Origin of the sequence: Pseudomonas sp. JV449 (assembly GCF_032424295.1) — a bacterium.
Taxonomy (GTDB): Bacteria; Pseudomonadota; Gammaproteobacteria; order Pseudomonadales; family Pseudomonadaceae; genus Aquipseudomonas; species Aquipseudomonas marginalis.
The window spans coordinates 114,410-136,618 of sequence record NZ_VYKD01000035.1 but is presented as its reverse complement, the minus strand read 5'-3'; the positions used below and the strand labels follow the sequence as shown (position 1 = coordinate 136,618).

The following is a 22,209-nucleotide window of genomic DNA, read 5'->3' as shown; positions in this document are numbered from 1 at the left end:
TGCTCGGCGGAGTTAGCTTAAGGCCCGACAATCGCTGACTCTTCCCCGAGGTGTGCTATGGCACTCGACACGTGGCTGGCCTTTTTCCTGGCCAGTTGGATCATCTCCCTTTCCCCTGGCGCCGGCGCCATCGCTTCGATGTCCAGCGGCCTGCAATACGGCTTCCTGCGCGGTTACTGGAACGCCATTGGCCTGCAACTGGGCCTGGCCATGCAGATTGCCGTGGTAGCGGGCGGTTTGGGTGCCATTCTGGCGGCGTCGTCGACCGCGTTCTATGCGATCAAGTGGTTTGGCGTGGCGTACCTGGTGTACCTGGCCGTCAAGCAATGGCGTGCCTTGCCCATGGACATGGCCGATGACGCGGCGATACGCCCGCTCGGCAAGCCGATGGCGATGATGTTCCGTGGTTTCCTGGTCAACGCCAGCAACCCCAAGGCCCTGGTGTTCATGCTGGCGGTGCTGCCGCAGTTCGTGAATCCCCAGGCGCCGTTGCTGGTGCAGTACCTGATCATCGGTGCGACGATGATCAGCGTCGATATGATCGTGATGGCGGGGTATACGGGGTTGGCGTCCAAAGTCCTGCGGCTGTTGCGCACGCCCAAGCAGCAGAAGCGCGTAAACCGTACGTTTGCCGGGTTGTTCGTGGGGGCTGCGGGTTTCCTGGCCAGCTTGCATCGCGCAACGGCGTAAACCTCGGTACCTCTGAAGAAACCGAGTTAAAAGTGTGGGAGGGGGCTTGCTCCCGATGGCGGTGTCTCAGTTACAGCTAAGCTGACTGACACCCTGCTATCGGGAGCAAGCCCCCTCCCACATGGGTTGTGTGTTTCCAAAGGATTACCCTTCAGCGCAGGATTTTCGGCGCTTCATCCCTTGGCAGGTTATTGCGCAACACCGGCTGGCCAGGCTCTTGATAGCCGCCGCCCAACTGTTCCGCCAGTTGCCGTGCCACGTCCTCACCCAGCGCCTTCGACACTTCCTTCACCACCCGCGGCCGGTTCAGGCTCACGCGTATGTCGCGGCTGTTCACCAGCTTGGTGTCCTGGCCTTCGCCCATGGCGGTAAACGCCGAGGTGATTTCGTAGGTGCGGGTGTTGATCAGGCTGAAATCCGCCACCAGCGTCAGGCCCAGCACCGCCGAGTAGCTGTTGGTGTGGTCCAGGGCGTTGATGTCCTGGGTGAAGTCGATGTCTGACAGCGTACCGAACAGCACATAGTCCGCGCCCTTGAAGTGACCGGCCTTTATGCGCTTGATCACGTCATAGACGTCACCCTTGGCATCGGCGGTGTAGGGCGTGCCCTGCACCAGCTGGAACTGGCGGGACTTGAGAATCTCCCCCTTGATATCACCGCTGAACTTGCGCAGCTCGGTTTGTTCGATGTAGCTGCTACGGCTCTCGTACTCGCTGTAGTTCGATGCACCGCTGGCGTTGTAGCTGCTTGCCTGGAAGTTGTTGCTGGCCGAAACCTGGTGGATGTACTCCTCGACCTGCGCCTGGTAGGCCAGGTCGGTCACCGCAATCTTGGGTGCAGCCGAGGCGCCAAAGGCGCACAACAGGCCGATCAAACCGATCCATGCACGCATTGCCTAGCGCTCCGTGGTCTTGCGGATTTCTTTTTCGTCCATCCATTCGGCCAGGCCGCTCTCGACGTCGATCAGCTGCAGGCTGAACTTGTAGAACACGTCCTTGTAGTCCGAGCTGCGCTTGACGATGGAACTGATGGAGCCTTCCAGGCGGTACTTGGCGGCGACCATGTTGCCGGTCTTGCTGACGCTGGACTTCTTGTACAAGCCGCTCTGGTTCTGCAGCTTGAGCTGGTCGACCTGGCTTTGCATGTCGGTGTTGTCACTGGCGAAGCGTGCGGTGCCGGTCTTCATCAGCTGGGTCTTGATCGACGTGGTGATCTCACGGGTGTCGATGTACTCGCTGGTCTTGTTCTTCACGTCATACACCTGCACCACCGGGCGGCCTTGCAGGATGCCGGACTGGGCGAGGGAGCGGGTCATGCTTTCGGCGATCATCTGCAGGTCGGTGGAGCCGAACTCGTTGGTCACCAGTTCCACGGCCTTGGTGTCGCCGTAGCTGATGTTTTTACCACCCAGTACCGGGGAGGTATTCGCGCAGCCGCTGGCCAGGACGGCAACCACGGCGAGAATCGAGAAGCGTGCAAGCATGGGGAAATCTCTCAGCAGCAAAAAGAATGAACGGCTCAAGGGGTTTTGACTTCAAGGCGGAAGTCCGCGGCCTGGGGCACATTGGCAATGGCGGGCAGGAAGGTCGCCTGGTTGGCGTACAGGTTCAGCACTTTCCAGGTCTCTTCATCGCCCACCGGGAAACCATCGGCGCCCAGCCAGGCGAAGCGGTAATACATCATCTGGTTACTGCTGGTGATATTGCTCAGTTGCACCTTGGCGGTGAGGAAGCCGTTCTCGCGGGCCACACGAATGGCGCCGACCGCGATGCCCTTGAACTTGCCCATCACCACGATCTTGCTCGCGGCGCTGCCAGGCTCCGGTGGTGGCGGGGTGGCGCAGCCGGCAAGCAGGACCAGCGCCAGTGCGCCGAGGATAAAGTGACGCATAGGGTGCTCCTTAAGGTTGTTTGAGGGCGATGGCCTGGGTTGTCGTGCCGGGCAGCACATGGGCGGCGAGGCCACCGGCGAACACTTGGTTGCCGACCACGCGCAGGGTGATCACCTGGTAGCGCTGGTCGGCCTTGATCGTTACCAGCGTGCCACCCAGGGCGTTGGGCAGGCTGACCTGGTGTTCACCACGCTTGAGGCGCAGACGCGTGACTTGGGTCATGTCCGGCAGGGTGCGCCAGGTGCGGGTGTCGGCGCCTTCGGTCACGGCCGAGGCGATACCCAGTACCAGGCCTGCCATGGGGTTGGTCTTGTTCAGGTTGTTCTGCGCCACACCACGGCTTACCGCACGCACGGTAGTGCGCAGGATGATGCCTGGCATGTCGTCACGCAGGGCGCGGCGGGACATGGCCGTGGTGCTGTTGAGCGCCGTGAGGTTCTGTTGCTGGCCGTCGACACCGATCTGGGCAAAGGTCGCTGTGGAGGTGTCGGCCTTGATCACCGGGAACGACAGCGGGGTGATCACCAGATTGCCATTGATCGGGATCGGCAGCGGCAGGCGGATCGAGTCGCGGGCGGGTGCGAGGCCGCTCTGCACTACGATCAGCACGTCGGTTTCGTCACTGCCGACCTTGGATTTGTCCAGGTCGAGCAGCGCTTTTTCCAGCAGTGGTGTGTTAGGGCGCAGCTCGACGGCCTTGCGATAACCGGGGGCTGCCAGGTCTTTTTCGCCCAGGGCTTCGTAGACGAAGCCGGCCAGGTAATGGCTGAACGCACTCTGGTAGCTGTTCTTCAGGCCGACCACCTCCGGCGCGTCGAGGGCCTGCACCGGGTAGCCGTGCAGGTCCTTGATCTGGGTGGTCACGCCCTGTTGCTCGGCTTCGTCTTCGCGCTTGAGGTATTCCTTGTCGCGCAGGTCGGCGATCACCGCTTCGCGTTCGTGGGTCTTCTTGATTTCGGTGCGTGCACCGTCGAAGTCGTTCAAGGCCAGCAGGTTCAGGGCCATCTGCGTGGTCAGCATGACTTTTTCGTAGTCATAGCCTTCGTAGCGACGCACCTTGTCATTGGCCAGGAAGCTGCCGAACTGGGAAAGGTATTTTGCGCTGTCGAACTTGACCGACTCTTCCCACTTGTAGACTTGCAGGTCGGCGCTGCGCCAGGCGGTCTGGCTGCCGGTCAGGTCGCCCTTGGCCCGCAGCAACTCGCCCTTTTCGAAGAAATACAGCAGGTCTTTGTCTTCGCCGGTGTTGTTCTTTTCCAGCAGGGTCAGGGCGGCGTCGACATTGCCGGTGGCGAGTTGCTGGTTGGTGGCTTGCAGCTCGGCGTCGTAGCTGCGGAACATTGAACAGCCGCTGAGCAAAGTGACTGCCGCGAGCGCGAGCGGAGGTAAGGCGCGAAAAACCATGTCACTTCTTCCCTGAAAGTAGTCAACCAATATGGTTATTCCTCATAAAACCGAGGAACGAAATTCCCTTTCGCACTAACAGGGCGCGGCATTATAAGCATCGTTACTGGCAAAACAATGGCTTTTTGCCTCGATTGAGCTGACAGCGATGCCAGTAACCCATCTCCAAAATGCCCCGTCCGCCCACACGACAAATCACTAACGCCTTGAGTCAAACCCTTTAACGCTTAACAATGTGTTACTTCGTATTTCCACTTGAGATTCATTCATGACTGGCCCCTTCCGTTTTCTCGCCTGGCTGCTGTTGCCGGCATTGATGTCGTGCAGCTTCAACCTGCTGGCCGCGACTGCCGAGGGCGCTCCACAAGCCCTGCATCTGCTGGACTACATTGGCGCCGACTACCCACCGACGGTAGAGGCGGGCAAGGTGGTGGATGATTCGGAATACCGCGAGCAGGTGGAGTTTCTTGGGGTCTTGCAGGGGTTGGTGGCGGATTTGCCGCAAAAGCCTGAGCGCGCGGAACTGGTGAAGGGGGTCGAGGAACTGCTGGCGGCTGTCAGCGCTCATGCAGACGGCGCGACCGTCGCTCGCCAGGCCCGCCAGTTGGGCGCCAAGCTGGCAGTCGCGTATGAAGTCAGCCAAGCCCCGGCCATCACGCCCGACCCGACGCGCGGCGCACCGCTCTACGCCCAGCACTGTTCGGTGTGCCACGGCACTGCCGGTGCCGGCGATGGTCCGGCCGGCGTGGGGATGACGCCGCCTCCGGCCAACTTGACGGATGCTGCGCGCCTGGATCGCCTGAGCCTTTACGCGATCTACAACACCCTGGGCCTGGGTGTCGAAGGCACTGACATGCCGTCCTTTGCTGACCAACTGGACGACCGCCAGCGTTGGGACCTGGCCACCTACATCGCCGGCTTCACCGCCGACCCGGCTGCGGCGAAAAGCGAGCAGCCCTTCAACCTCGCCGACCTGGCCCGCCAGACGCCTAATGAAGTGCTGGCCGCAAACGGCCCAACCGCTGCCGCGACCTTCCGCGCCCAGCGTGCGCAACCGCCGCAGGTCAAGCGTGGCCCGGCGCAGTTGCTCGATTACACCGCCAGCACCCTGGACAAGAGCCTCGCAGCGTTCCGTAACGGTGACCACGAGCAAGCCTATGATTTGTCGGTGGCGGCGTACCTGGAAGGCTTTGAGCTGGTGGAAAGCTCGCTGGATAACGTCGATGCCAACGTGCGTAAGGACACCGAGAAGGCCCTGATGGCTTACCGGCAGTCGTTACAGGACGGTCTGCCGATCGAGCAGGTGCAGCAGCGCCTGGACGTGGCCAAGGGCAAACTCACCGAGTCCGCAGGCTTGCTGGGCAGCGATGGCTTGAGCTGGTCGTTGAGCTACATTTCCGGTCTGCTGATCCTGCTGCGTGAAGGCCTGGAAGCCATCCTGGTGCTGGCGGCGATCCTGGCGTTCCTGCGCAACACCGGCCAGCAATCGGCGGTGCGCAGCGTCAACGTCGGCTGGGGCCTGGCACTATTGGCCGGCTTGGCCACCTGGGCATTGGCGGCGTATGTGATTGATGTCAGCGGCGCCCAGCGCGAATTGCTCGAAGGCTGCACGGCGCTGTTCGCCAGTGTGATGGTGCTGTGGCTTGGCGTGTGGATGCACGACCGCCGCCATGCCGCGGCGTGGCAGGACTACATCAAGAGCAGCCTGGTGGGCGGCGGTGGGCGTTTCGGTTTTGCGATATTGGCGTTCTTCTCGGTCTACCGCGAGCTGTTCGAAGTGATCCTGTTCTACGAAACCCTGTGGCTGCAAGCGGGCCCGGCTGGGCACAACGCGGTGCTGGCGGGTGGTGCCACGGCGTTGGTGCTGCTGGTGGGCCTGGCCTGGGTGATCCTGCGCGGTTCGGCGAAACTGCCGCTGGCGCTGTTTTTCGGCATCAATGCGGGGCTGTTGTGCGCGTTGTCGGTGGTGTTCGCCGGGCATGGCGTCAAGGCGTTGCAGGAAGCCGGCATCTTCGGCACGCGGCCAGTGGCGTTCTTTGACTTCGACTGGCTGGGCATCCACGCCGATGCGTACTCGTTGAGCGCACAGGCCGTGGCGATCCTGGCCATTGTGGTGCTCTATGGCCGCAGCCGGCTGGCAGAAAAGCAGCGAGTGGCGGCATAACATGCGCGTATGGATCGATGCAGACGCCTGCCCCCGGGCCGCCAAGGAGCAGGTGGTGAAGTTCGCCCTCAAGCGCCAGTTCGAGGTCGTCCTGGTGGCCGGCCAAAGCCAGATCAAGCCGAGCTTCTCGTGCGTGAAGTTGATCGTGGTGCCCAGCGGCCCGGACGCAGCAGATGACTATCTGGTGGAGCACGCAGTGCCCGGCGAACTGGTGATCTGCAGCGATGTGCCCCTGGCCGACCGCCTGGTGAAGAAGGGCGTCACGGCCCTCGACCCTCGGGGCAAGGAGTTCAGCCCGGCGAACATGAGTGAGCGATTGGCGGTGCGCAACCTGTTTACCGACCTGCGCGAGCAGGGCCAGATGGGCGGTGGACCACCGCCCCATGGGGAGAAGGACAAGCAGGCATTTGCCAACTCACTCGACAGGATACTGACGCGGTTAATGCGCCAGTCCTGATCCGTTGGAGAGGGAGCCCGGCATCCCCACTAATCGTTCTCGTGGGTCAGCTCCAGCACCCGGTCCACCAGCTTGTTGATGCCTGAGGCCACTTCACTGATGCTCTTGCCGAGCATATAGGCGGGCGTACTGACCAACTTGCGTGCGGTGTCCTCGACAATGTCTTCCACGCTGCATTCCTGGTGGGTGGCGCCCATCTTATCCAGGGCCGCGGCAGTGTCGGTGTCGTTGCCGATGGTGCAGGTCACGCCCGGGCCGTAGATCTTCGCGGCCAGGGCCGGCGAGATGCAGATCAGCCCCACCGGCTTGCCCGCTTCGGCAAAGGCTTCGGCCAGTTCCAGCACGTGCGGGTTGACGCTGCAACCCGCGCCCTCGACGGCAAAGTTGGACAAGTTCTTCGCCGCACCGAACCCACCGGGTACGATCAGCGCATCGAACTCGTCGGCGTTGGCGTCTCGAATATCCTTGATCTCGCCCCGGGCAATGCGGGCCGACTCCACGAGCACGTTGCGCGACTCGGGCATTTCCTCGCCGGTCAGATGGTTGATCACATGCAACTGGGCGATATCGGGTGCAAAACACTGGACCTGAGCACCGCGCTGATCCAGGCGCAGCAGGGTGATCACGCTTTCGTGGATCTCTGCGCCGTCGTACACGCCGCAGCCGGAAAGGATCACTGCAATCTTTTTGCTCATGGGCATTTCTCCTGGAGTCTTGGCGTTAAATGTCTACTAATTTGTCACCTGTTGCCAATGGGATCTCGCGCTGCTGCACCTAATCTTGATGTAACAAAAATAGACCGGACCAGACCATGGACTTCGTGCCTTACGCGGTACCGTTTTTCATTGCCTTGATTGTGGTGGAGCTGCTCGCCGACCGTTGGCGTGGCCAGCGCAACTACCGGGTGGCGGACGCCATCAACAGCCTCAGCACCGGCGTGCTGTCCACCACCACCGGGCTGTTGACCAAGGGTATGGGGCTGCTGACCTACGCGTTCGCCCTCAAGCACCTGGCGTTGATCGAACTGCCTGCCCACAGCGTCTGGACCTGGGTATTCGCCTTTGTGTTCTACGACTTCTGCTACTACTGGCTGCACCGGATGGGGCACGAGCGCAATATCCTGTGGGCCGCGCACTCGGTGCATCACCAGAGCGAGGACTACAACCTCAGCACCGCCCTGCGCCAGACCAGCACCGGCTTCCTGCTGAGCTGGATCTTCTACCTGCCCCTGGCCGTGCTTGGCGTACCGCTGGTGGTGTTTATCAGCGTGGCGTCCCTCAACCTGTTGTATCAATTCTGGGTGCATACCCGGCACGTGCCCAAGCTTGGCTGGTTCGAGTGGTTTTTCGTCACGCCCTCCAATCATCGGGCCCACCATGCACAGAACGCTCTCTACATGGATCGCAACTACGGCGGTGTGTTCATTCTTTGGGACCGGCTGTTCGGCACCTTCCAGGAAGAAGACGACAACGAGCCGGTGATTTTCGGCGTGACCACACCCTTGGCCAGCTGGAATCCGTTATGGGCCAACCTGCAGTTTTATGCACAGCTTTGGCGTGATGCACGGCGTACCGAAAGTAAGTGGGACAAGCTGCGCATCTGGTTCATGCGCACCGGTTGGCGCCCGGCGGACGTGAAGGCCAAATACCCCGTGGCCAAGCCGGATTTGAGCCAGTTCCGCAAATTCGACGTGCCACTGGACGCGCGCCAACAGGTCTACATCGCCCTGCAGTTCGCGGCGTATGTGGGGTTTGGCAGCTATTTGATGAATGTCGGCGAAGGTCTGCCCAGCGCAGCGCTGATTGTCGGCTGGGGGGCGATGGCGCTTGGATTGTTCACCCTGGGGGTAGCCCTGGAGAATCGCCCGTGGGCGTTAAAGGCAGAGCTGATACGCCTGGCGCTGAATGTGCCGTTGGTGTGGCTGGCGCCGGTGGTCGGGCTGTGGCCGGCCAGCAACCTGGGCTGGCTGGGCCTGGTGAGCTACAGCCTGCTCAGCGTGATTGGCCTCTACTGTTGCAGGGGCCGGCTTACTCGACTGGTGTCTTAGGCGCTTCTACCGGGACGGGCTCGGTGGCGGCGAGCCGCGCCTTGGCATCGGCACAGGCCTGGCGGGCGATACGGGCGTTCTTGAAGCGGCGGCGCAGCCACAGACCAAAGCCCAGCAGCAGCAAGGCGCCCAGTACCCATAGCTCGTATTTCTTGACGCTGCCCAGCATGCCTTCCAGTACCGCGCCGAAATGATAAGCCGCAGCGCCCAGGGCCGCCGCCCAGATTGCAGCACCTATACCGTTGAGGATCAGGTAGCGCAGTGGCGGGTAGCCTGACAGGCCGATCGCAACAGGCATTACCGTGCGTAAGCCGTAGACAAAGCGGAAGCTCAGCACCCAGATATCCGGGTGCTTGCGGATATGTTCCAGGGCCTTGTCGCCCATCAATTGCCAGCGCGGCTTGCGCGCCAACAGTTTGCGGCCGTGCTTGCGCCCCATGTAATACCAAAGCTGGTCGCCGGCGTAGCTGCCGAAGAAGGCAACGACCACCACCAGGTTGATATCCATGTACCCACGGAACGCCAGGAAGCCTGCGAGAACCAGGATGGTTTCGCCTTCGAAGAACGTGCCTAGGAAGAGGGCAAAGTAGCCGAAGTCATGCAGAAATTGTTGAAGCATGGTCTGGGTGCTGGCGAAATGAACGCGCAGCCTACGCCTTCGTGAACATTCATGAAAGTATCGAGATGTGTCACGAAGTGAACAATTCCTACATTAACCGACGAATGCGACTACAGGTCGCATCGTTAAGCACAACTGTCATACCTTCGTCATAATGCCCGCTTATAACTGCAACGCTCGCCCGTGAACCCGGGCTCAGGAGTCTGTCGTGAGCTTTACCCCTGCCAATCGCCTGTTCCCTGCTACCCGCCTGCGCCGTAATCGCCGTGATGATTTTTCTCGCCGCCTGGTTCGTGAAAACGTACTGACGACGGATGATCTGATCCTGCCGGTGTTTGTACTCGACGGTGAAAATCGCCGGGAATCGGTAGCGTCGATGCCGGGTGTAGAGCGTCTGACCATTGATCTGCTGCTTGAAGAGGCGGCGGGCTGGGTCGACCTGGGGATTCCGGCGTTGGCGTTGTTTCCGGTCACGCCGTCTGAACTCAAGTCCCTTGATGCTGCCGAAGCCTGGAACCCGGACGGTATCGCCCAGCGCGCCACCCGCGCCCTGCGCGAGCGTTTCCCGGAGCTGGGGGTGATCACCGACGTGGCGTTGGACCCGTTCACCACCCACGGGCAGGATGGCATTCTTGACGAAGACGGCTATGTTCAGAACGACATTACCGTCGACGCGCTGGTCAAGCAGGCCTTGTCCCATGCGGCAGCAGGCGCCCAGGTGGTTGCGCCGTCGGACATGATGGATGGCCGCATCCAGGCGATTCGCGAAGCCCTGGAACTGGCCGGCCACGTCAATGTGCGGATCATGGCCTACTCGGCCAAGTACGCCAGCGCCTACTACGGCCCGTTTCGCGATGCGGTGGGCTCGGCGCTGAACCTGGGCAAGGCCAACAAGGCTTCGTACCAGATGGACCCGGCCAACAGCCATGAAGCCTTGCACGAAGTGGCGGCGGATTTGGCCGAAGGTGCCGACATGGTGATGGTCAAGCCGGGGATGCCGTACCTGGACATCCTTTACCGAGTCAAAGAGGAATTCAAAGTGCCGACCTTTGTGTATCAGGTCAGTGGCGAATACGCCATGCACATGGCTGCAATCCAAAATGGCTGGTTGAGTGAAGGGGTAATCCTAGAATCCTTGACGGCCTTTAAACGTGCCGGGGCTGATGGCATCCTGACCTATTTCGCCGCCCGCGCCGCCCAATTGCTTAGAGAGCAACAATAGCCCTCACAGGAACATTCGATGAATACCGAAGGACTCTCCGAAGTTGCCGTAAAAGACGCTCACCCGGTGGTGGAACAAGTCACCGAGACCCCGCCGGAGCACGAGCCGGCCGCGCCTGTGGTGGTAGCCGAAGCGCCAGCCCCGGCCCCGGTGGCCGCCGTAGTGACCAATCTGGATGACAGCAGCCTGTACATCCACCGCGAGCTGTCACAACTGCAATTCAACATCCGCGTGCTTGAACAGGCACTGGATGAGTCCTACCCGTTGCTGGAACGCCTGAAGTTCCTGCTGATTTTCTCCAGCAACCTGGATGAATTCTTCGAGATCCGCGTCGCCGGCCTCAAGAAACAGATCACCTTCGCCCGTGAACAAGCTGGCGCGGACGGCCTGCAGCCGCACCAGGCGCTGGCGCGCATCAGCGAGCTGGTGCACGGTCATGTGGATCGCCAGTACGCGATCCTCAATGACATCCTGTTGCCGGAACTGGAAAAGCATCAGGTTCGCTTCATCCGTCGCCGCCACTGGACTACCAAGATCAAGACCTGGGTGCGTCGCTACTTCCGCGACGAAATCGCGCCGATCATCACCCCGATCGGCCTGGACCCGACGCACCCGTTCCCACTGCTGGTGAACAAGAGCCTGAACTTTATCGTCGAGCTGGAAGGTATCGACGCTTTCGGTCGCGATTCGGGCCTGGCGATCATCCCGGCGCCGCGCTTGCTGCCACGGATCATCAAGGTACCCGAAGAGGTGGGGGGCGCTGGCGACAACTATGTATTCCTGTCGTCGATGATCCATGCCCACGCCGATGACCTGTTCCAAGGCATGAAGGTCAAGGGCTGCTACCAGTTCCGCCTGACCCGTAACGCCGATCTGGCGCTGGATTCCGAAGACGTCGAAGACTTGGCCCGCGCCCTGCGCGGCGAGCTGTTCTCGCGGCGCTACGGTGATGCGGTGCGCCTGGAAGTGGCCGACACCTGCCCGAAACACCTGTCGGACTACCTGCTCAAGCAGTTCAACCTGGGCGAGACCGAGCTGTACCAGGTCAATGGCCCGGTGAACCTCACGCGCCTGTTCAGCATCACTGGCCTGGACAGCCATCCGGAGCTGCAATACACCCCGTTCACCCCGCAGATCCCGAAACTGCTGCAAAACAGCGAGAACATCTTCAGCGTCGTGAGCAAGCAGGACATCCTGCTGCTGCACCCGTTCGAGTCCTTCACCCCGGTGGTCGACCTGCTGCGCCAGGCTGCCAAGGACCCGCACGTATTGGCCGTGCGCCAGACCCTGTACCGTTCCGGTGCCAACTCGGAAATCGTCGACGCGCTGGTAGACGCCGCGCGCAACGGCAAGGAAGTCACTGCGGTGATCGAGTTGCGCGCGCGCTTTGACGAAGAGTCAAACCTGCAATTGGCCAGCCGCCTGCAAGCGGCCGGCGCGGTAGTGATCTACGGCGTGGTGGGCTTCAAGACCCACGCCAAGATGATGCTGATCCTGCGCCGTGAAGCCGGTGAAATCGTGCGTTACGCCCACCTGGGCACCGGCAACTACCACGCCGGCAACGCCAAGCTCTATACCGACTACAGCCTGCTGACTTCCGACGACGCCTTGTGTGAAGACGTCGGCAAGTTGTTCAGCCAGTTGATCGGCATGGGCAAGACGTTGCGCATGAAGAAGCTGCTGCACGCGCCGTTCACCCTCAAGAAGGGCATGCTCGACATGATTGCCCGCGAGACCCAGTTCGCCCTCGAGGGCAAACCGGCGCACATCATCGCCAAGTTCAACTCGCTGACCGATCCGAAGATCATCCGCGCGCTGTACAAGGCCAGCCAGTCCGGCGTGCGTATCGACCTGGTGGTGCGTGGCATGTGCTGCCTGCGTCCGGGCATTGTCGGCGTGTCGCATAACATCCATGTGCGCTCGATCATCGGCCGCTTCCTGGAACACACGCGGGTGTTCTACTTCCTTAACGGCGGCGAGGAGCAGATGTTCCTCTCCAGTGCCGACTGGATGGAGCGCAACCTCGACAAGCGTGTGGAGACCTGCTTCCCGGTCGAGGGCAAGAAGCTGATCATGCGGGTCAAGAAGGAGCTGGAAAGCTACCTCACCGATAACACCCACAGCTGGAGCCTGCAGTCGGATGGCCGTTACGTGCGTAACACGCCGACCGGCAACCAGAATCCGCGCAGCGCCCAGGCGACGTTGCTGGAAAAGTTGGGTAGCCCGATTCTGTCGGTGAACTAACAGACAACACGCTCTGAAAATGTGGGAGGGGCGGTGCGACGACTCGACTTGCTCCCGATTGCGGTGGTTCAGTCAAAGTATTCGCGACTGACACACCGTAATCGGGAGCAAGTCGAGTCGTCGCACCGCCCCTCCCACATTTGTTTTTGCAGTGTTCATGAGATCGGGTTAGCGCAGGTTCAGGCTGAACCCCACCCGCGTCAGCCACTCCGCTTCCTGGGCGAAGTCCGCCTGGGTCAGCTGGTTCTCATCCAGCCAGCCTTTGGGGAATACGACATCCAGGCTGTCGCCATTGGCACGCAGGGTTACCTGGGGCATCTGCTGGGTGCCACGAATGTGGTGGAACAGGATCGCGAAGCGCAGCAGCACGCACAGGCGGATCAGCTTGATGCCTTCATCGCCGAACTCGGCAAACTTGTCCTTGGGAATATTGCGACGATGGCCGCGCACCAGCAGCGCGAGCATCTGCTGGTCTTCCCGGGAGAAACCCGCCAGGTCGGAGTGCTCGATCAGGTAGGCGCCGTGCTTGTGGTAGTGGTAGTGGGCGATATCCAGGCCCACTTCATGCACCTTGGCCGCCCAGCCGAGCAGTTCGCGCCATACGCCGTCTTCCAGGTCCCAGTCTTCGGCGACCTGATCGAACGCATGCAGGGCTTTACGCTCCACGCGGGCTGCCTGCTCCTGATCGACGTGATAGCGCTCCATCAGCGACGTTAGCGTGCGCTCTCGTACGTCTTCATGATGATGGCGGCCCAGCAGGTCATACAGCACGCCTTCGCGCAGGGCGCCGTCACAGTGGTCCATGCGTTGCAGTTCGAGGGCGTCGAAGATCGCCTCGAGAATCGCCAGGCCGGCCGGGAAGATGGTGCGACGGTCGGGCTTGATGCCGTCGAAGTCGATCTTCTCGGCATCCCCCAGCTTGAACAGCTTGCGCTTGAGCCAGGCCAGGCCTTCGGCGTTGACCTCGCCGGTGCCATGGCCGCCGGCCTTGAGCGCCAGGCCGATGGCACGGATGGTGCCGGACGAGCCGATGGCTTCATCCCAGGTCAGGCGGTGCAGGGCGTGCTCGATGCTCATGATCTCCAAACGCGCTGCCGTGTAGGCCTGGGCGTAGCGCGCCGGGGTGATCTTGCCGTCCTTGAAATAGCGTTGGGTATAACTGACACAGCCCATCTGCAGGCTTTCGCGCAGCAGCGGTTCGAAGCGCTGGCCGATGATGAACTCGGTACTGCCGCCGCCGATGTCCGCCACCAGGCGCTTGCCGGGGGTATCTGCGAGTGTATGGGACACGCCGAGGTAGATCAGGCGCGCTTCTTCGCGGCCGGAGATGACTTCTACGGGGTGGCCGAGGATTTCCTCGGCGCGACGGATGAATTCGCCCCGGTTACGGGCTTCGCGCAGGGCGTTGGTGCCGACGATTCGCACGGCGCCCAGGGGCATGCCGTTGATCAGCTGTGCAAAACGCTTGAGGCAGTCGAGCCCGCGTTGCATGGATTCTTCATTGAGCTGGCGCTCATCGTCGATCCCGGCAGCCAGTTGCACTTTCTCTCCGAGCCGCTCAAGGATGCGGATTTCGCCGTTCTGGGCCTTGGCCACGACCATGTGAAAGCTGTTGGAGCCCAGGTCGATGGCGGCGATCAGGGACAGATTCTTGGCTTGGGATTGCGGCATGGTTTGGGGGTCTCGGTCGATAACCTTGCCATCGTGCCACGATCGATCGCTGGAGCCAACGCGTAGTAACAGAGGATTTTTCCTCGTATACCTATAAGTGCTTTCTGCGCGGCGCGTAGGACCGGCCCACAAATGATGTATTACAAAGCCAGAAAGCACTGGGTTTTGTACTGGCTATTCTTGGTTTTATTGAGTTTGTCGATAAGTCTTACGCCGTTTTATGTTTGTCCTAACTTGCTGTTTCCCTGTTCGTATACATGGGGTTGTTTTTTAGAGTGGAGATAGGGATCACTCTTACATGAGGTGTCATTTTTTCCGGTTTTATTATTCTCTTAGAATATGAATACTCACGTTCGGCACCTGTCCCGGGTGGTGTTTATAGGTCGGAGCTTCAAGGACGAGATATTCATATGCGCACCAGGCGTGACGCAGGGGAGGTGTTCTGATCATTCAATAACTGGCCAGCCTATGGTCATTGCTATGGATGAAAGTTAGATGAAGAAGAATTACCCAGTAGTGGCGGGCCTATGCCTCGTCGTTGCGAGCCTGACTGTCCAGGCTGCCGATGTACGTGTAAAAGGCGCGATCGCTCCAGCCAGTTGCAGTTTTACACTCACCCGCTCGGTCATTGACTATGGAACTATTCACCCGAGCAGCCTGAGTCCGACAAGTTATACCAAGCTGGATAAGAAGAGTGTTCCCTATACGGTGAGGTGCAGTGGTCAGTCTAAAATAAAAGTGGGTATCAAGAGCGTTGATAATCGAGCTGGCTCGAGAATACCAGGCATGATGCTGGGGCAGTTTGGCGGGAACTATAAGGATCTCTACAATTTTGGTCTGGGGGCCACTTCCAGGGGGCAGAAGATCGGAGGTTATGTAGTGCACCTTCGAAATTCTGTAGCTGACGGCAAGCCGGTAGGGATTGTTAGCTCGGAAAATAACGGCGTACGATGGGAACCAAACAGTACCCAGGCAGTAGGCCACACTGCCAATATAGCCAGTTGGCGTGCGGGGAATGTGTATGCGCCTATATTGGTTAATGCTGTTTCCGGCAATGTTGAAGTTCAAGCCGTCATAAACAAGACGTCCGAACTTGATATGGGCAACCAGATCAACCTGGACGGCCATTTCACCCTGGAGTTGCGCTACCTCTAGATTTCTCCACACAGGTATCCATGGCGTGCTGACTATGAAGTGTCAATCAGCACGTGTCTCTTTGGCTAATGTCGATGATTGCTATGAAGAAGATTATTTCGTTATCAGGTATGTTTCTCGCTATGCTGGGTTTGAGTGCGCAAGCTGCGGACTTACGAGTGAGAGGCTCCATTGCGCCTGCCAGTTGCAGTTTTACTATTGTTAATTCAACGATAGATTACGGTCGGATTGATCCTAGGTCACTGAGTGCTACTAACTACACCAAACTGGCCAAAAAGGGGACGCCTTACACCGTCAGGTGTGCATCGCCCACGTTTGTTGGTATTAAGGCACAGGATAACCGCGCGTCCAGCAAGGTGCGCGGCATGATGGTGAGTCAGTACAATATTACTTATAACGATGATTTCAATTATGGTCTTGGGTTTACCTCGAAGAATGAAAAAATCGGCGGCTATGTGCTTTTCATGGAGAACAACATTGCCGATGGTAAAACTGTACGGGCTGCGCGGTCTAATAATAATGGCGCGAGTTGGGGGATCACCGATCCTGTCTTGGGGCAGTCAGCCAACGTTGGAAGTTGGCGTACGAGCGCCAGCTATTCGCCGATTAAAATAACCGTCGTCTCGGGGAATTTGAATGTTCAACCAGTGATCAATAAAACCTCTGCGCTGAGCATGAATAACGAAATAAAACTTGATGGCCATACAACCCTGGAATTGGTCTATCTCTAAAAGCTTCCAGGCGATTCAGGTCGGCTTGCAGTCTCTTTGGCGGCAGCCCACCTGATTCGGCGTGTTTCGTTATTGCTGTGAAGGAAGTGTTGATGCTTGTTTCTACAAGAAAAAAATCTATTCTGGCCGGTTGTTTGTGTCTCGGTTTTGTTTTCTGCCGTGCCGCGTATGCAGACGGCATGGAACCGGAAACAACAGTTGTCATTCTCAATGAGGCGGATGGTGAAGTCAGCATCAATGTCACCAATACGGACCCAAGTCCTGCCCTGCTTCATTCAGTTATCGAAGATATACCGGAAGACCCGGAGCCTTTAGCCGTCATTACTCAGCCCGTTGCGCGTGTCGATAGCGGTGAGCGGCAAATGGTCAGGGTTATGGCAATCAATAAGGAGCCTCTCAAAACCCAACGTTTGAAGCGCATTACGTTTGAAGGTATTCCCCAGGCACAACCCGGCTCGGGCGCGACAATTGGTATCAGCCTACGGCAAAACCTGCCGCTCATTCTCCACCCCAAAGGTTTACCCCAACATCATGCACCGTGGGAACTGCTGACCTGGAGCCTTCACGGCAATACCTTGAGCGCACGCAACAACAGCCCCTATGTGGTGCGCCTGGCGGCTGAGGTGGTCTTGAACCCGCAGAAGGTGAATGCGCTTTTGCCGCGTACCTATATCTTGCCGGGCGAAACCCTCAGCGTTGCCGTGGAAAAACGTTCTGCAGCCACGTCGGTCACCCTTATGCCGGCCACGCTCTATGGGTTTTCCGTCGATAGCTACGAGGCTTTGCTCGTAGCGAATCAGCCGTGACCTGCCATGGGGAAAAAAGCCAGCAGGTTTTGTAGCGCTGTACGTGGGCAGCCATCCCGGGCGCCAATAAAACCTGAGGAGGCTTTCAGGCGAAGCGGAATCAGCCTTTCGGTTTGGGCGGTGGTGGTGTCGGGAATGGCCGCTGACGTTTACGCCGCGCCGGCGGCGGTGCTCGGATTTGACCTTGCCACCTTGCAGGCGCGTGGTATCGACCCTTCAGTTGCGCGCTACTTTCAGCAAGCCCCTCGGTTCAGCGAGGGCACGCGCGTCGTCGATTTGACGGTCAACGGTAATCCCATCGGGTTGACTGACGCGCGGTTTAACCATGAAGGCGCGCTGTGTTTCAATCGTGGGCTATTGGATCGGGCGGGACTGCAGATTCCCGCCACGGTGATCGATAAGCAAGTCTCTGCCGCCCAGGCCTGTCATGACTTTATTGCCGAGTATCCGAAAACGGTAGTGACCTTGCGCCCAGGGCGTGAGGAGGTTGTGCTGGTCGTCCCGACCCAGGCGCTGCGCGACATGCAACAAAGCACTGGTCATTACGCCCGGGGAGGTGCAGCGGCGCTGGTCAACTACGATGTCCAAGGCGTCAATGCCCACTCGCGGGGGGATCGAGGGCGCTTTTTATCCGCTTCAACGGAAATGGGTTTCAATGTGGGCAATTGGATCGTCCGCAGTCGTCAGCTCTATCTCTCCAACGATGAGCGTTCGGCGACTGAGCATCTGTATGCATACGCACAGCGCGATATCGCTCCCTTGGCTTCGACATTTCAGGCAGGCCAGATATCGGCTGATAGCCCCGTGTTCGGTGGTGTTCAACTGATCGGTGCACAGCTGTTTCCTGACGGAATGGAAAACCGCACCAGCAGCAATGGCGTTTTGGTTGAAGGGCGGGCGCGGAGTCAGTCGCGGGTGGAAGTCCGGCAGTCCGGCGCATTGATTTATACCACTCTCGTCCCGGAAGGGCCGTTCACCTTGCGCAATTTGCCACTGCTCAATGGCACCAGCGACCTCGACGTCAGGGTTATCGAAATCAAGGGGGGGCAACACAGTTTTATCGTGCCGGCCGCCTCGTTCCGTGGATCGGTTCCGATTAAATCGGGATATACCGCTGCAATAGGAAAGGTGCGTGATGTGGATCGAAGGGGCGCCGCCGAACCTCTGTTGGCCATGGCCAGCGGAACGTGGGCGTTAGGGGAGGATACGGCCCTCAGTTCGGGAGTTCAGGGCACGGACAACTACCACTCGGTGGGCCTGGCGTTGGACAGTAGCTTTGACCAGCGGTTTTCACTGGGATTGCGCAATAACCTTTCCCATGACCGTAAGCAAAAGGCACGCGGTTCGCGTAGCGGCGTTTCGTTTGGCAGTACGCTGCCGGGCAACGTCCAGATGAACTTGAGCGCCACTCGCCAGACGTCGGGTTACCGGGATGTGCTCGAAGCTGTTGGCGGCGAGCCCGGCGAGGTACAGGGCGCGCGCGCCAGGCACCAGTACACGGCAGGCTTCAGTTGGTCAGACCCTCAATTGGGTGGCTTCGCTGTCGGTTATTCCCGTTCGGCTCATTTCGACAATCGTACTTCCCAGCATATCTACGGCGCGTGGAACAAAAACTTCAGGCACGCCAATGTTGCGGTGAGCATTGACTCCCAGGTAGGTGCGTCAGGCGACTCCAGAGACAAAAATGATGGCTTGGGCATGCGCTTGCAGATCACTGTTCCACTGGGCAGTGACCGCTCCGTGACCTCGACGGTTCGACGCCAAGGGCGTCATGCCGGTATCGGTACAGCCTACAGCGAGCGCGTGAATGACACCCTGAACTACGAGTTAAGGGGCGAACGCGACCTGAGAGGTACCAGCGATCAGTCGGTGGGTGGAACGCTCAACGCGACGTCTCGTTATACCCAACTCGGCCTGGGGCTCAATCGAGACTCGTCCAGCACGATCTATAGCGGGCAGCTACAAGGCGCCGTGGTTGCTCACGAGCGAGGCCTGACACTGTCTCCCTACCGTGTAGAGGACACTTTCGGTGTGGCGTCGGTGGGGAATATTCCGGGTGCTCGCATCAGTACCCCTCAGGGGCCCGTCTGGACCGACCGCTGGGGAATGGCCGTGATTCCCGGCTTACCCGCTTATCAGGGCAGCCTTGTCGAGGTGGACGGTAAAAGCTTGCCACGCCAGGTTGATCTCAATAATGGCACGAAGATGCTGGAGGTCGGGCGAGGCTCGTTCAGTACGGTCGAGTTTGAGGTCTCGAAGGTTCGCCGGATGCTGGTGCGTGTCAGCGACCCAAGCGGGCAGCCGTTGCCCAAGGGGACGTCGGTGCTTGCCGCCGATAACACGTTCCTGACCACGGTGGTGGGGGACGGAATGATCTTCCTCAACAATATTGAGCATTCCCAGGTACTGACCTTGTCGTCGCCGAATGCGACTCCCTGCAAACTGCAACTCGATCTGGCGGAGCACAGCTATGACGGCCAACTGTATGAAACCTCCTCAGCGGTCTGTCGTTAAGGCTGCCCTTGCCTCGGGACGCTTTCCAGGCGGGGTGGGATTACTGGTGGGTCTCTTGATGATTGCTGACGTTTCGGCGTCGGAATGCCACCTGTCATTGAGCCGGCCGCAGATCGACTACGGGCCGTTGCGCGTCGACACACAGCCCGGACCCCACGGTATTTCCATCGGTAGACGCACGGTGCACCTCAGCGTGGTTTGCCCTGAGGCGGCGGTGATTGCGCTGCGTTTCCGCGGTGCGCCAGCCGATGCGCAGGGTTTCAGTTTTGGCCATCACGGGCGCTTTGATCTGAGCCTTCGGCAGGCATTGCTGGATGGCCAGGCCGTCGAACTGGTGTCGATGCACAACCGCACTGAACGAGACGGGCAGCTGCGCCCCGGCGGTGTGCTGGTGCCACTGAGGGCCGGGCAGCCAATCGCCGGTCGAGTCTTTTCGGCTCAGGTGCAGGTCGATACCTATCTAGCGGGCACCCACCCCGCCGTGCGCGATAAAACCCTGCTGGAGGGGGGAGGCCGTTTCGAAATGGTGCCCGATGGCTGGGCGATCAGGCGTGCGCTTCGGTAGTGCCGATGAAGTTCGCCAACTCAGCAGTCTGCGGGTTGGCAAACAATACCTTCGGATCGCCGACTTCATGCACCTTGCCCTGGTGCATGAACACCAGCTTGTCGCCGACTTCCCGGGCGAAGCGCATTTCGTGCGTCACCATGATCAAGGTCATGCCGTCCTTGGCCAGTTGGCGCACCACGCTGAGTACTTCATTGACCAGCTCCGGGTCCAGGGCCGAGGTGATTTCATCGCACAGCAGCACCTTGGGCGACATGGCCAGGGCGCGGGCGATGGCAACGCGTTGCTGCTGGCCGCCGGACAGGCGATCGGGGAACGCGTCGAATTTCTCACCCAACCCCACGCGTTCCAGCATTTGCCTGGCCAGTTGTGCTGCCTTGGCCTTAGGCACTTTCTGCACCACTTGCGGTGCGAGCATGACGTTTTCGCCCACGGTCAGGTGCGGGAACAGGTTGAACTGCTGGAACACCATGCCGACTTTCTGCCGCAGGCTGCGCAGGTCGGCGCGGGCGGCGTCGAGGTATTCGCCATCCACCTCGATCACGCCGTCGTTGATCGATTCCAGGCCATTGAGGGTCCGTAGCAAGGTGGACTTGCCCGAGCCGCTGCGGCCGATGATTGCCACGACCTGGCCTTCTTCAACGGTCAGGTCGATGCCCTTGAGGACGTGGTGATCGCCGTAATACTTATGCAGGGCGGAAATTCTAAGCAGAGGCATGCAGTCTCCTTTCCAGGTAGCGCGCACTGAGGGACAAGGGGTAGCAGAGCAGGAAGTAACCGAGGGCCACCAGGCCGTAGACCATGAAGGGCTCGAAGGTGGCGTTGGCGAGCATGCCGCCGGTCTTGGTCAGTTCGGTAAAGCCGATGATTGAAGTGACGGCGGTGCCTTTGACCACCTGCACCGAGAAGCCCACGGTAGGCGCCACGGCGATCCGCAGGGCCTGGGGCAGGATCACGTAGCGCAGTTGTTCAAGCGGGTTCAACGCCAGGCTGGCCGATGCTTCCCACTGGCCATGGGCGATGGAGTCGACGCAGCCGCGCCAGATTTCGGCGAGGTAGGCGCTGGTAAACAGCGTCAAGGCGATCGCGGCCGCCAGCCAGGGCGAAATATCCACGCCGAGCAGGGCAATGCCGAAAAAAACCAGGAACAGCTGCATCAACAACGGGGTGCCCTGGAACAGTTCGATATAGGTGCGCGCAACATTGCGCGCGAATGCCTTGCGGCTGATGCGCATGGTCATCACCAGCAAACCGATCAGGCCGCCGCCGATAAACGCCACGATCGACAGCAACAGCGTCCACTGCAGGCCCGTAAGCAGGTTGCGCACGATGTCCCAGAAGGAAAAATCACTCATCGGCTATTCCTCATCACAAAGCGGCGGCCGATCCAGTTGAGCAACTGGCGAATCATCAACGCCATGCACAGGTACACCAGGGTGGTCAGGGCATAGGTTTCGAACGCGCGGAAATTGCGCGACTGGATAAAGTTGGCGGCAAAGCTCAGCTCCTCGGTGGCGATCTGCGAACACACCGCCGAACCGAGCATCACGATGATGATCTGGCTGCTCAGGGCAGGCCACACCTTGCCCAGCGCCGGCAGCAGCACCACATGGCGAAACGCTTCGAAACGCGTCATCGCCAGCGCGGCGGCGGCTTCCAGTTGCCCGCGCGGGATGGCCTGGATGCCGGCGCGGATGATCTCCGTGGAGTAGGCCCCCAGGTTGATCACCATCGCCAATACGGCTGCTTGCCACTCGGTGATTTTCAATCCCAGGGAGGGCAGGCCGAAGAAGATGAAGAACAACTGCACCAGGAACGGCGTGTTGCGGATCAACTCGACATACACACCGAAGAACCAGGCAAAGGGCTGGATCTTCCACGCCCGCACCACGGCGCCGACAGTGCCCAGGGCGACGCCCAGGATTGCGCCGATGGCCGTCAGCTCAAGGGTGAACAGCGCGCCGCGCAACAGCAGATCGGTATTGGCCAGCACCGGCACAAAGTCGAATTGATAGGCCATCAATCAGCT

The 22,209-nt window shown here is 59.9% G+C and carries 21 protein-coding genes; 11 read left to right on the top strand and 10 right to left on the bottom strand.

Annotated features, from left to right (window positions below; all coding sequences use genetic code 11):
• Nucleotides 1-57: 57 nt before the first annotated feature.
• On the top strand, nt 58-690 hold the full coding sequence (locus F6S08_RS31035; RefSeq protein WP_027608340.1) for a LysE family transporter: 633 nt from the start codon (nt 58-60) through the stop codon (nt 688-690).
• Between the two features lie 151 nt (nt 691-841).
• On the opposite strand, the gene F6S08_RS31030 is transcribed toward F6S08_RS31035, so the two are convergent.
• From F6S08_RS31030 to F6S08_RS31015, 4 genes are read right to left on the bottom strand one after another with little or no spacing between them, the layout of a single operon-like run.
• On the bottom strand, nt 842-1,582 hold the full coding sequence (locus F6S08_RS31030; RefSeq protein ID WP_065926669.1) for a penicillin-binding protein activator LpoB: 741 nt from the start codon (nt 1,580-1,582) through the stop codon (nt 842-844).
• 3 nt (nt 1,583-1,585) lie between these two features.
• A complete protein-coding gene (gene lpoB / locus F6S08_RS31025) occupies nt 1,586-2,173 on the bottom strand; it encodes a penicillin-binding protein activator LpoB (protein WP_027608342.1) in 588 nt (195 codons plus the stop codon).
• A gap of 35 nt (nt 2,174-2,208) precedes the next feature.
• A complete protein-coding gene (locus F6S08_RS31020; RefSeq protein WP_015886478.1) occupies nt 2,209-2,580 on the bottom strand; it encodes a YcfL family protein in 372 nt (123 codons plus the stop codon).
• A gap of 10 nt (nt 2,581-2,590) precedes the next feature.
• Nucleotides 2,591-3,985, bottom strand: a complete 1,395-nt coding sequence (locus F6S08_RS31015) for a COG3014 family protein (RefSeq protein WP_065926668.1) — start codon at nt 3,983-3,985, stop codon at nt 2,591-2,593.
• A gap of 268 nt (nt 3,986-4,253) precedes the next feature.
• Between F6S08_RS31015 and F6S08_RS31010 the strand changes: the two genes are divergently transcribed.
• Together F6S08_RS31010 and F6S08_RS31005 are read left to right on the top strand one after the other, a co-directional pair.
• Nucleotides 4,254-6,149, top strand: coding sequence for an FTR1 family protein (locus tag F6S08_RS31010; RefSeq protein WP_315872742.1), 1,896 nt, complete (start codon nt 4,254-4,256; stop codon nt 6,147-6,149).
• A gap of 1 nt (nt 6,150) precedes the next feature.
• Nucleotides 6,151-6,606, top strand: coding sequence for a YaiI/YqxD family protein (locus F6S08_RS31005; RefSeq protein WP_065926879.1), 456 nt, complete (start codon nt 6,151-6,153; stop codon nt 6,604-6,606).
• A 29-nt stretch (nt 6,607-6,635) separates the two neighbouring features.
• Here the strand turns inward: F6S08_RS31005 and elbB are convergent, their stop codons facing one another.
• Nucleotides 6,636-7,301, bottom strand: a complete 666-nt coding sequence (gene elbB, locus F6S08_RS31000; RefSeq protein ID WP_065948752.1) for an isoprenoid biosynthesis glyoxalase ElbB — start codon at nt 7,299-7,301, stop codon at nt 6,636-6,638.
• Between the two features lie 116 nt (nt 7,302-7,417).
• Between elbB and F6S08_RS30995 the strand changes: the two genes are divergently transcribed.
• The gene (locus tag F6S08_RS30995) at nt 7,418-8,653 is read left to right on the top strand and encodes a sterol desaturase family protein (protein ID WP_065926665.1); all 1,236 of its coding nucleotides are present in this window, start codon (nt 7,418-7,420) and stop codon (nt 8,651-8,653) included.
• Here F6S08_RS30995 and F6S08_RS30990 read toward each other — a convergent pair.
• Nucleotides 8,634-9,272: a DedA family protein gene (locus F6S08_RS30990; protein ID WP_065926664.1), complete on the bottom strand. Its 639-nt coding sequence runs from the start codon at nt 9,270-9,272 to the stop codon at nt 8,634-8,636. The genes F6S08_RS30995 and F6S08_RS30990 overlap by 20 nt on opposite strands.
• 208 nt (nt 9,273-9,480) lie before the next feature.
• Here F6S08_RS30990 and hemB point away from each other — a divergent pair, with 208 nt between their 5' ends.
• The gene (gene hemB, locus F6S08_RS30985) at nt 9,481-10,494 is read left to right on the top strand and encodes a porphobilinogen synthase (protein WP_065948754.1); all 1,014 of its coding nucleotides are present in this window, start codon (nt 9,481-9,483) and stop codon (nt 10,492-10,494) included.
• 18 nt (nt 10,495-10,512) lie between these two features.
• Nucleotides 10,513-12,738: a polyphosphate kinase 1 gene (ppk1, locus tag F6S08_RS30980; RefSeq protein ID WP_027608351.1), complete on the top strand. Its 2,226-nt coding sequence runs from the start codon at nt 10,513-10,515 to the stop codon at nt 12,736-12,738.
• A 168-nt stretch (nt 12,739-12,906) separates the two neighbouring features.
• Here ppk1 and ppx read toward each other — a convergent pair whose 3' ends face one another.
• Complete coding sequence (gene ppx / locus F6S08_RS30975) at nt 12,907-14,409, bottom strand: exopolyphosphatase (RefSeq protein WP_027608352.1); 1,503 nt, start codon at nt 14,407-14,409, stop codon at nt 12,907-12,909.
• 495 nt (nt 14,410-14,904) lie between these two features.
• On the opposite strand from ppx, the gene F6S08_RS30970 reads away from it, so the two are divergent.
• The 5 genes from F6S08_RS30970 (at nt 14,905) to F6S08_RS30950 (ending at nt 20,180) form a co-directional block, all read left to right on the top strand.
• A complete protein-coding gene (locus tag F6S08_RS30970) occupies nt 14,905-15,564 on the top strand; it encodes a DUF1120 domain-containing protein (RefSeq protein ID WP_315872741.1) in 660 nt (219 codons plus the stop codon).
• Nucleotides 15,565-15,647: 83 nt separating this feature from the next.
• A complete protein-coding gene (locus tag F6S08_RS30965) occupies nt 15,648-16,295 on the top strand; it encodes a DUF1120 domain-containing protein (protein WP_315872740.1) in 648 nt (215 codons plus the stop codon).
• A gap of 92 nt (nt 16,296-16,387) precedes the next feature.
• Nucleotides 16,388-17,101: a fimbria/pilus chaperone family protein gene (locus F6S08_RS30960; protein ID WP_074847951.1), complete on the top strand. Its 714-nt coding sequence runs from the start codon at nt 16,388-16,390 to the stop codon at nt 17,099-17,101.
• A gap of 135 nt (nt 17,102-17,236) precedes the next feature.
• Entirely contained in the window at nt 17,237-19,615 is a 2,379-nt protein-coding gene (locus tag F6S08_RS30955; RefSeq protein ID WP_315872739.1) for a fimbria/pilus outer membrane usher protein, read from the top strand.
• A 58-nt stretch (nt 19,616-19,673) separates the two neighbouring features.
• A complete protein-coding gene (locus F6S08_RS30950) occupies nt 19,674-20,180 on the top strand; it encodes a hypothetical protein (RefSeq protein ID WP_315872738.1) in 507 nt (168 codons plus the stop codon).
• On the opposite strand, the gene F6S08_RS30945 is transcribed toward F6S08_RS30950, so the two are convergent.
• The 3 genes from F6S08_RS30945 to F6S08_RS30935 are packed head-to-tail and all read right to left on the bottom strand — an operon-like array spanning nt 20,161 to nt 22,200.
• Nucleotides 20,161-20,898 carry an amino acid ABC transporter ATP-binding protein gene (locus tag F6S08_RS30945; protein ID WP_027608358.1) on the bottom strand — a complete coding sequence of 246 codons (738 nt, stop codon included), beginning with the start codon at nt 20,896-20,898 and terminating at the stop codon, nt 20,161-20,163. The genes F6S08_RS30950 and F6S08_RS30945 overlap by 20 nt on opposite strands.
• Complete coding sequence (locus tag F6S08_RS30940) at nt 20,885-21,535, bottom strand: amino acid ABC transporter permease (protein WP_065926657.1); 651 nt, start codon at nt 21,533-21,535, stop codon at nt 20,885-20,887. Before F6S08_RS30940 ends, F6S08_RS30945 begins: the two co-directional genes overlap by 14 nt.
• The gene (locus F6S08_RS30935; protein WP_017736949.1) at nt 21,532-22,200 is read right to left on the bottom strand and encodes an amino acid ABC transporter permease; all 669 of its coding nucleotides are present in this window, start codon (nt 22,198-22,200) and stop codon (nt 21,532-21,534) included. The genes F6S08_RS30940 and F6S08_RS30935 overlap by 4 nt, the downstream gene beginning before the upstream one ends.
• Nucleotides 22,201-22,209: the final 9 nt, after the last annotated feature.

Bases quoted from the DNA above. Each gene is read 5' to 3' on its own strand.
- F6S08_RS31030 (WP_065926669.1), bottom strand. From the start codon at position 1,582: ATGCGTGCATGGATCGGTTTGATCGGCCTGTTGTGCGCCTTTGGCGCC.
- F6S08_RS30970 (WP_315872741.1), top strand. From the start codon at position 14,905: ATGAAGAAGAATTACCCAGTAGTGGCGGGCCTATGCCTCGTCGTTGCG.
- F6S08_RS31005 (WP_065926879.1), top strand. From the start codon at position 6,151: ATGCGCGTATGGATCGATGCAGACGCCTGCCCCCGGGCCGCCAAGGAG.
- F6S08_RS30940 (WP_065926657.1), bottom strand. From the start codon at position 21,535: ATGAGTGATTTTTCCTTCTGGGACATCGTGCGCAACCTGCTTACGGGC.
- F6S08_RS30960 (WP_074847951.1), top strand. From the start codon at position 16,388: ATGCTTGTTTCTACAAGAAAAAAATCTATTCTGGCCGGTTGTTTGTGT.
- elbB (WP_065948752.1), bottom strand. From the start codon at position 7,301: ATGAGCAAAAAGATTGCAGTGATCCTTTCCGGCTGCGGCGTGTACGAC.
- F6S08_RS31035 (WP_027608340.1), top strand. From the start codon at position 58: ATGGCACTCGACACGTGGCTGGCCTTTTTCCTGGCCAGTTGGATCATC.
- F6S08_RS30955 (WP_315872739.1), top strand. From the start codon at position 17,237: ATGGCCGCTGACGTTTACGCCGCGCCGGCGGCGGTGCTCGGATTTGAC.
- ppk1 (WP_027608351.1), top strand. From the start codon at position 10,513: ATGAATACCGAAGGACTCTCCGAAGTTGCCGTAAAAGACGCTCACCCG.
- F6S08_RS31020 (WP_015886478.1), bottom strand. From the start codon at position 2,580: ATGCGTCACTTTATCCTCGGCGCACTGGCGCTGGTCCTGCTTGCCGGC.
- lpoB (WP_027608342.1), bottom strand. From the start codon at position 2,173: ATGCTTGCACGCTTCTCGATTCTCGCCGTGGTTGCCGTCCTGGCCAGC.
- F6S08_RS31015 (WP_065926668.1), bottom strand. From the start codon at position 3,985: ATGGTTTTTCGCGCCTTACCTCCGCTCGCGCTCGCGGCAGTCACTTTG.
- F6S08_RS31010 (WP_315872742.1), top strand. From the start codon at position 4,254: ATGACTGGCCCCTTCCGTTTTCTCGCCTGGCTGCTGTTGCCGGCATTG.
- ppx (WP_027608352.1), bottom strand. From the start codon at position 14,409: ATGCCGCAATCCCAAGCCAAGAATCTGTCCCTGATCGCCGCCATCGAC.
- F6S08_RS30935 (WP_017736949.1), bottom strand. From the start codon at position 22,200: ATGGCCTATCAATTCGACTTTGTGCCGGTGCTGGCCAATACCGATCTG.
- F6S08_RS30965 (WP_315872740.1), top strand. From the start codon at position 15,648: ATGAAGAAGATTATTTCGTTATCAGGTATGTTTCTCGCTATGCTGGGT.
- F6S08_RS30945 (WP_027608358.1), bottom strand. From the start codon at position 20,898: ATGCCTCTGCTTAGAATTTCCGCCCTGCATAAGTATTACGGCGATCAC.
- F6S08_RS30990 (WP_065926664.1), bottom strand. From the start codon at position 9,272: ATGCTTCAACAATTTCTGCATGACTTCGGCTACTTTGCCCTCTTCCTA.
- F6S08_RS30950 (WP_315872738.1), top strand. From the start codon at position 19,674: ATGATTGCTGACGTTTCGGCGTCGGAATGCCACCTGTCATTGAGCCGG.
- F6S08_RS30995 (WP_065926665.1), top strand. From the start codon at position 7,418: ATGGACTTCGTGCCTTACGCGGTACCGTTTTTCATTGCCTTGATTGTG.